We start from the raw sequence: 6,297 nt of genomic DNA on the forward strand, positions 1-6,297 counted from the left end.
ACCATAACCAATCACAACACTATGCCAAGTACCTACAGAACTCCAGGCGTTTATATCGAGGAAATTTCCAAGTTTCCACCTTCCGTTGCTCAGGTTGAAACTGCCATTCCTGCCTTTATTGGATATACTCAAATGGCTAAGTACGGTGTCGAAAACTTTCACGCCGATCCTGCTAATCCCATACTGCGACCAATACGGATCACTTCGTTGCTGGAATACGAATTATTTTTCGGTAAAGCCAACAGTGAAACGACTATTCAAGTTGTGATCCAGGACATTAATAAAGATGGCAAACTGGTTGAGCGGAAAGTAAATGCTCGTATTGGTACTCCCAGTCCCAATAACTTGTATTACGCGATGCAGGCTTTCTTCGATAATGGTGGCGGACCCTGCTATATTGTCTCCGTTGGTCCAATGAGCGGCACTATTGATGTTAACGCTCTGAGAAACGGTCTGGCGGAAGTTGTCAAGGAAGATGAAGTTACCCTGCTGGTTTTTCCGGAAAGTCAAAGTCTAATTGATGCAGACTACGCTAGCTTAATGACTGCTGCTTTGGATCAATGTTATGAGTTACAGGATCGGTTTACAGTCATGGATCTCAAACTTCTGACTTCACCCCAAACCATTCTGGATGCAGCAGATGCTTTTCGGGATTTAAGCCTACCTTTGGAAAAGCTGAAATACAGTGCAATTTACACCCCTAATATTGAAACCATCTTCAACTATTTCTATGACGAGGATCAAGTTAGTATCTTTCGCAGTGTAGATGGGGGTGCTGAAACAGAAGAAGGAAAGATGAATGCCTTCAATCCCGCAATAACGCCCGGTGCAGACGGTACTCAATATGCTTTAATTAAGGCGGCAATTGATCAAATGCCTCTAGTTCTACCCCCTTCGCCATTAGTGGTGGGTCAATATGCTAGTACGGATAATGCACGTGGTGTTTGGAAAGCTCCAGCTAACGTAGCCCTAGCTTCAGTGGTCAAACCTACCCTCAAAATCACAAATGACCAGCAGGATCAGCTAAATGTTCATCCAACAGGTAAGTCGATTAATGCGATTCGTGCTTTTACTGGCAAAGGAACCTTAATTTGGGGTTCCCGTACTTTGGCTGGTAATGATAACGAATGGCGGTATGTTCCAGTACGGCGATTCTTCAATATGGCAGAAGAATCGATCAAGAAAGCCACTGAAGGTTTTGTGTTTGAACCCAATGACGCTAATACCTGGGTGAAAGTCAAAGCGATGATCGACAACTTTCTCATCCTCCAATGGCGGGCTGGAGCATTAGCTGGAGCCAAGCCGGAGCAAGCTTTCTATGTCAAAGTGGGACTCAACGAAACTATGACCGCCTTGGACATTCTCGAAGGTCGCATGATTATCGAAATCGGCATGGCTGTGGTGCGTCCGGCTGAATTTATCATCCTCAAATTCTCCCATAAAATGCAGGAGAGCTAATCAGTAAGTACATTTAGGGGCTGATGTGTTGAATTAGCCCACAACCGCACTAACCAAAGATTAAAAGTCACGAATTAACTCATAGACATTTACTATGGCTAACTATCCATTACCAAAGTTTCATTTCAACGTGGAAGCGGGGGATCTCAAAGGGGGATTCTCCGAAGTTTCCGGACTGGATGTGGAAACCGAACCCATCGAATACCGCGAAGGTAATATGCCCCAATTTAGCAAGCTGAAAATGCCCGGTATGCAGAAATATAGCAACATTACGATGAAGCGGGGCACCTTCAAAAGTATTAATAATTTTTATGACTGGTGGAATAGTGCCGTAAAACAGGCTGACCACAGCGCGTATCAGCGCACTTTGATTATCACTTTGTTGAATGAAAGTAGTGAGGTGGTGGTAACCTGGACAGCGACTAATGCCTGGCCCATCAAAGTACAGGGAACCGATCTCAAAGCCGACGGTAATGAGATTGCGATCGAAACAATCGAAATTGTCCACGAAGGTCTGAAAATTGAAAATGGCTAGTTTCTACCTGGAGGTATAAAGTTAACTATGGCATATACTTACCCCCCAGTCAGTTTCTTTTTTGATGTAGTTTTTCTAGGGGAAAAACTCAACAATCAAAAGGTGGAAACCTGTTTTCAAAGCGTTACCGGTCTGAGTGTAGATATGCAGACTGAATCCCTGAAGGAGGGAGGGGAAAACCGCTTTGAACATACCTTGCCAGTTCGTACCAAATACAACCCCCTGGTACTCAAGCGAGGTTTAGTCAAAGACTCCAAGATGGTGAAGTGGTGCATGGATGCCATTCTCAACTTTGACATCCGCCCGATGAACCTGCTAGTACGCTTACTAAATCCCAACAGTCCCAAAGCACTCGTTACTTGGGAAGTGATTAATGCTTGGCCGAAGAAGTGGTCAATTTCAGATTTGAATGCCGAACAAAATTCCATCGCCATTGAATCCCTGGAATTGAACTACAGCTATTTCCAGACACAGAAATAGCTATTTCCCAAAACTAAACAGCTTATATAACAGCTTATATATATGAAGGAAACTATATGCCATTGGAAATTAGAGAACTGGTGATTAAAGCCTCTGTCAACGATGGGGAACAGGGGCAAAACACAAATCAAAGCCAGGCAGCAAATTATACAGACAATAGGGAACACGCTGATATTATTGCTGCCTGCGTAGAACAGGTATTAGCCATCCTCAAGGAACAATCGGAGCGCTAATTAATGACCAATGCCGCTAAAACAGGTGAACTCACCAAAGTTAAGCTTGAGGTATACAAAGACGATCGCTATCAAAATAAGATCGGCTATTTCGATCTACCCATCAATCCGGAGCAGTTTTCCCAACAGTTTCAAATCGAATACAACCGCAGCCAAGCTAATGGTGCCCAGCACAACGATCCAGAATATAAATATACTCGGCCCCAAGAACTTAAGCTTGATTTTATCTTCGATGGAACTGGTGTAGTCCCCGATAAGCAAAATCCGGGGAAATTTCACCGAGATGTTGTTAGCCAACTACAGGAATTTTTCCAGTTGACCTACACCATGAATCCGGAAACCCACAAGCCCAACTTTTTGCGGTTGTTGTGGGGAGATTTTTCCTTTGGCTATGGTCGTAAGAATGGCTTTAACTGCATCCTCACCAATCTCCAGGTTAATTACACCTTGTTTGCCTCGGATGGTAAGCCCTTACGAGCCAAGCTGAGTGCAACCTTTACCAGCTATACCGAACAGAAACTGAGATTGCTGGAAGAAAACAAAAAATCTCCAGATCTCACCCATCAGCGCAAGGTGAAAGCAGGTGACACTTTACCTTTGATGACCTATCGCACCTATGACGATTCATCCTATTACCTACAAATTGCCAAAGTTAACGGTTTGATTAATTTCCGCCGTTTAGCAACCAACACCGATCTGAGGTTTCCCCCACTGGAAAAAACAGAACTATGAGCGATCTAATTATTCCGGAAAATTCGCTCTATAATGTCGCTACCTTCAAGTTACTCTCTGAGGGTAAAGATATCACAAATGATTATACCGCCTTGTCTGTAACGGTTAATCGGGCAGTCAACCGCATACCCACGGCAAAAGTTGTGTTGCGGGATGGTTCTGCTGCGGAAGAAACCTTTGCAGCCAGTGAGGGAGCAGACTTAATTCCGGGTAAGGAGGTGGAAATTGCCATTGGTTATGATGGCAAGGACAAGACCATGTTTAAAGGGCTGATTGTTAAACATGCCATTAAAGTTGGTGCCAATGGGGACTCGATGCTGATCATCAATTGTAAAGGTTTGGCTACCAAGTTAACCATCGGTCGTCACAGTCGGTATTTTACCGAACAAAAAGACAGCGATGCCATTGAAGAAATTATCGGCAGTTACAGTGGTATATCTAAGGATGTGGAAAGTACTAAAGGCAAGCATCCGGAGATTGTCCAATACTACGCTACCGATTGGGACTTTATTCTCTCACGGGCTGAAATGAACGGGCAGATTGTCCTCGCGGATAACGGCAAGCTAAAGGTAAAAGCCCCTAGCACCAGTGGTAACTCCCTTATTACCCTTAACTATGGCGTTAACCTGTTGGAATTTGAAGCCGAAATGGATGCTAGATCCCAGTATAAAGCAGTGAAGGCACAGGCATGGAGCTATGCCGATCAGGCGTTAGTTGAAGTTGAAGGAACCGAGCCTACAGTCAACAAGCAGGGAAATTTGTCAGGTAAGAAATTGGCTGAGGCGATTGACCTAAGCGCCTGGGAATTACGCCACAGCGGTCGAGTACAAGAACCGCAACTAAAAGCCTGGGCTGATGCCCAACTGCTGAAAAGTCGGTTAGCCAAGATTCAAGGACGGGTAAAAACTGTTGGCTATCCCGACGCTAAACCTGACGCTTTGATCGAACTCAAAGGAGTAGGTAAACGTTTCAACGGTTTAGCATATGTCTCCAGCGTTCGGCACGAGATCAATAGTGGATCATGGTATACTCATATGCAGCTTGGACTGGCACCTCAGTGGTTTTACCAAGAAGCAGATATCGTGGAACGACCGGCATCAGGACTGCTCCCCGGTGTCAACGGCTTGCAAATTGGGGTAGTGGTGCAGTTACAAGATGACCCCAATGGGGAAGACCGCATCTTAGTCAAAGTCCCCACAATTGACTCTCAAAGCGATGGTATCTGGTCTCGGATTGCCACCTTAGACGCAGGAGATAATCGTGGTTCCTTCTTTCGTCCCGAAATTGGTGATGAAGTGGTTCTGGGCTTTCTCAATGACGACCCCCGTGACCCGATTGTTCTGGGAATGCTCAACAGTAGCGCCAAACCAGCACCCCTGAAAGCCGAAGATGACAACCACCACAAGGGCTTTTTTACGCGTTCGGAAATGAAGATCAGCTTCGATGACGATAAAAAAATTATCACTTTGGAAACACCCGGAGGTAACAAAATTATCATATCCGATGAGGATAAGGGTATTACCTTGAAAGACCAAAATGATAATAGCATGACCATGAATGATAGTGGTATCAGTATCAAAAGTCCCAAGGATATTACCGTGGAGGCCACAGGAAAGCTGACACTCACAGCAAAACAGGATACCAGTATTGAGGGGTTGAATGTGAATGCGAAAGCCAACGCTCAATTTAAAGCCGAAGGAAATGCTGGGGCTGAAGTCTCGACTAGTGCGATCGCTGTGCTGAAAGGCTCATTAGTACAGATTAATTAATATAAAAACCTGACTAAATATATAAAGGGAGAAAAACAAAGGGAGAAAACATGGGAAAACCTGCTGCTCGTCTGACAGATATGCATATTTGTCCGATGGTAACTGGAGTTGTCCCCCATGTAGGTGGACCAATAATCAGTCCAGGTGTACCAACGGTTTTAATTGCTGGAATGCCAGCAGCTGTAGTCGGCGATACCTGCACCTGTACCGGACCACCGGATACCATTATCCTGGGTTCCACAACCGTGCTCATTGGCGGAAAACCCGCCGCCAGGATTGGGGATACAACAGCTCACGGAGGTTCAATTGTGTTAGGAGCATTTAATGTGTTAATTGGAGGCTGAATCATAATTCATAATTCATAATTCATAATTCATAATTCATAATTCATAATTAAAAATTTATCCATTAGGGCGAAGCACTGGCAATGGAAAATGAGGATAAAGCTTTTTTGGGAACTGGTTGGGGATTTCCACCCACCTTTGATCGAGGTTCTAGGACTATACAGTTAGTGAGCGCGGAGGAGGATATTTGTCAAAGTTTACAAATTCTCCTATCCACCAGTTTGGGAGAACGGGTAATGCAGCCGACCTATGGTTGCAACCTCCAAGATTTTGTGTTTGAACCCCTAAGTCCGACTATCACTAGTAGTATTAAAGAACAACTGCGTACTTCTATTATCTATCACGAACCGCGCATCCTGCTCAACAGTTTAGACCTGAGTCTGGATGAGCAATTAGAAGGACGTGTAAAGCTCACCATAGATTACACAATTATTACTACTAATTCTCGCTTTAATTTGGTCTATCCCTTCTACATAGAAGAAAATACTGGTAGTTTGCTTCCGGCTATTAATACAGGAGAAATCCCCGTTAATCTGCAATTAGGGAGTGTTACCGATTTTACCAATGTTTAATTTTTTTCGCTCCAGAAACCCATGAACATCCGCCGCGAACCACCGAAAAATCCATTAATCCGCGATGGTGTGAGCCAGGGACAGCGACAACTTCCAGCCCTGTCACCCGATTTCGTCAAAATTGACGAGGGCGATTTGGCTGATTTTCTGATTTTTGCTTACAACCTGAGTCAG

Annotated in this window: 8 protein-coding genes; all 8 read left to right on the forward strand. The window is 44.5% G+C overall.

Annotation, left to right across the window (positions count from 1 at the left end; all coding sequences use genetic code 11):
• The first annotated feature begins 21 nt into the window (after nt 1-21).
• The 8 genes from QNJ50_RS09460 to QNJ50_RS09495 all read left to right on the forward strand — a co-directional run bounded on the left by QNJ50_RS09460 (nt 22) and on the right by QNJ50_RS09495 (nt 6,123).
• The gene (locus tag QNJ50_RS09460) at nt 22-1,458 is read left to right on the forward strand and encodes a phage tail sheath family protein (protein ID WP_300634565.1); all 1,437 of its coding nucleotides are present in this window, start codon (nt 22-24) and stop codon (nt 1,456-1,458) included.
• Between the two features lie 94 nt (nt 1,459-1,552).
• Nucleotides 1,553-1,993: a phage tail protein gene (locus QNJ50_RS09465; RefSeq protein ID WP_300634568.1), complete on the forward strand. Its 441-nt coding sequence runs from the start codon at nt 1,553-1,555 to the stop codon at nt 1,991-1,993.
• A gap of 27 nt (nt 1,994-2,020) precedes the next feature.
• A complete protein-coding gene (locus tag QNJ50_RS09470) occupies nt 2,021-2,473 on the forward strand; it encodes a phage tail protein (RefSeq protein WP_300634571.1) in 453 nt (150 codons plus the stop codon).
• Between the two features lie 56 nt (nt 2,474-2,529).
• Entirely contained in the window at nt 2,530-2,706 is a 177-nt protein-coding gene (locus QNJ50_RS09475; RefSeq protein WP_300634574.1) for a DUF5908 family protein, read from the forward strand.
• 3 nt (nt 2,707-2,709) lie between these two features.
• Complete coding sequence (locus QNJ50_RS09480; protein ID WP_300634577.1) at nt 2,710-3,438, forward strand: LysM peptidoglycan-binding domain-containing protein; 729 nt, start codon at nt 2,710-2,712, stop codon at nt 3,436-3,438.
• A complete protein-coding gene (gene vgrG, locus QNJ50_RS09485; protein ID WP_300634580.1) occupies nt 3,435-5,207 on the forward strand; it encodes a type VI secretion system tip protein VgrG in 1,773 nt (590 codons plus the stop codon). The genes QNJ50_RS09480 and vgrG overlap by 4 nt, the downstream gene beginning before the upstream one ends.
• Nucleotides 5,208-5,257: 50 nt before the next feature.
• Nucleotides 5,258-5,551, forward strand: coding sequence for a PAAR domain-containing protein (locus QNJ50_RS09490; RefSeq protein WP_300634583.1), 294 nt, complete (start codon nt 5,258-5,260; stop codon nt 5,549-5,551).
• Nucleotides 5,552-5,634: 83 nt separating this feature from the next.
• Complete coding sequence (locus QNJ50_RS09495; protein ID WP_300634586.1) at nt 5,635-6,123, forward strand: GPW/gp25 family protein; 489 nt, start codon at nt 5,635-5,637, stop codon at nt 6,121-6,123.
• Nucleotides 6,124-6,297: the final 174 nt, after the last annotated feature.

This window comes from Mastigocoleus sp. MO_188.B34 (assembly GCF_030065675.1).
Taxonomy (GTDB): Bacteria; Cyanobacteriota; Cyanobacteriia; order Cyanobacteriales; family Nostocaceae; genus Mastigocoleus.

What these genes read in the sequence shown, in the direction of transcription:
- QNJ50_RS09490 (WP_300634583.1), top strand. Translation starts at nt 5,258, where the DNA reads ATGGGAAAACCTGCTGCTCGTCTGACAGATATGCATATTTGTCCGATG.
- vgrG (WP_300634580.1), top strand. Translation starts at nt 3,435, where the DNA reads ATGAGCGATCTAATTATTCCGGAAAATTCGCTCTATAATGTCGCTACC.
- QNJ50_RS09480 (WP_300634577.1), top strand. Translation starts at nt 2,710, where the DNA reads ATGACCAATGCCGCTAAAACAGGTGAACTCACCAAAGTTAAGCTTGAG.
- QNJ50_RS09465 (WP_300634568.1), top strand. Translation starts at nt 1,553, where the DNA reads ATGGCTAACTATCCATTACCAAAGTTTCATTTCAACGTGGAAGCGGGG.
- QNJ50_RS09470 (WP_300634571.1), top strand. Translation starts at nt 2,021, where the DNA reads ATGGCATATACTTACCCCCCAGTCAGTTTCTTTTTTGATGTAGTTTTT.
- QNJ50_RS09475 (WP_300634574.1), top strand. Translation starts at nt 2,530, where the DNA reads ATGCCATTGGAAATTAGAGAACTGGTGATTAAAGCCTCTGTCAACGAT.
- QNJ50_RS09460 (WP_300634565.1), top strand. Translation starts at nt 22, where the DNA reads ATGCCAAGTACCTACAGAACTCCAGGCGTTTATATCGAGGAAATTTCC.
- QNJ50_RS09495 (WP_300634586.1), top strand. Translation starts at nt 5,635, where the DNA reads ATGGAAAATGAGGATAAAGCTTTTTTGGGAACTGGTTGGGGATTTCCA.